Origin of the sequence: Streptomyces sp. NRRL F-2664 (assembly GCF_000719345.1) — a bacterium.
Classification (GTDB): Bacteria; Actinomycetota; Actinomycetes; order Streptomycetales; family Streptomycetaceae; genus Streptomyces.
This window is the reverse complement of sequence record NZ_JOFX01000230.1, coordinates 1-1,168: the sequence shown is the minus strand read 5'-3', so window position 1 is coordinate 1,168 and position 1,168 is coordinate 1. Positions and strand designations below refer to the sequence as shown.

The window sequence follows — 1,168 nt, the reverse complement described above, 5'->3', positions numbered from 1 at the left end:
CACGGACAGACTCCGGGAAGACAGGAACACACTTCGGGCAGATGGCCCGTCCAGGAGAACAGGGCTCCGGGACCGCTGTCTCTCCTCCGAACAGCCCCCCGCTGCGGCAGGCGTAGGCTGAGCTTGTTCCGCTTTGACGGACTACCGCTACCCCCATACAAGTCGGAAGTCTGGCGCAGCAGGCCATGGGTGTTCTCGTTCGTGGGTCGCTGCCAGGGCGAGTGCGGATCGGCGAAGAACACCTTCGTCACGGTCTCGAGTGCGAACTGGGCATGCCCGCAGAGTTCCTTCCCGCGGTCCCAGGCCAGGGTCTTGCGGAGTTGCTCGGGCAGCTTCGTCATCGACGCCGTCAGCGCGGCATTCATTGCGACGGCGCCGTAGCCGCCGAGCGGCGGACCGTTCTCCACGGGTGCTTACCCGCCCCAGCCCTCCCGCCGAGGCAGATGCACCAGGAACGTGCACCGGCTGCCGTGCTCGACGAGCGTGCCGGTCGCGGACCGGCCCGTCCCGATGACCAGATTCCCCCGTCCCATTGCCCGGGGGACCGCGCGGTCCAGCGGGCCGTTCGCTGAGGACGGCAACGGCGGTGGCATGCCCCTGCGGCTTGTTGCGTGATCGATCCCGGGACTCCCGCAGTGCCCGACCGGTCCGAGCCGTCTCGGGCGGTGCAGCTCCATGATCGAGGTGTTGCGACGACCGGTTGAATCCACCCTGGGCGAGTTCAACTGCAGTAGTCGTTGCAGCACCGGACTGTGCAACGAGCGAGTTCGTGGTGCGGGTGTCGTCGTAGTGCTGGGCTTCGCTTCGGCGCCATTTGAGGCGGCGGCGGTTGGCCGCTTCGCCCAATCGGTGGGTGTAGGGAAGCCTCGGGCGGGACAGCGGCGGCCGGTGTCGTCGGTCTGGTCACCGTGTCCGCCGGGGTGGTGTGGCGGGGCTGCTGGTGCTGGCTGCTGCCGGGACGGTGGCGGGGGAGGGTGCGGGTGAGGCGTTCGCCGCCCCGGGTTCCCGCTCCGCTGCTGCTTTGGCGGCTGCCGCGGCGGCGGCGCCCGTGTCGGGTGTGTTCGCGCCGGGTGAGGACGCCGGAGGCGCGGTAGACGCCCGCACCGGCCGCTACGCCCTCGACGTCCCCCTCCTGGACACGGCCGGGCGTGGTGGAGCCGGGTTGGGT

Annotated in this window: 2 pseudogenes; one reads left to right on the top strand and one right to left on the bottom strand. The window is 70.2% G+C overall.

Going from position 1 to position 1,168, the window contains the following annotated elements:
• Positions 1-170: 170 nt before the first annotated feature.
• A pseudogene (locus tag IF89_RS44065) lies at positions 171-651 on the bottom strand (transposase); the annotation flags it as partial.
• A 274-nt stretch (positions 652-925) separates the two neighbouring features.
• Between IF89_RS44065 and IF89_RS48835 the strand changes: the two are divergent.
• Positions 926-1,168 (top strand): annotated as a pseudogene (locus IF89_RS48835) (hypothetical protein); the annotation flags it as partial.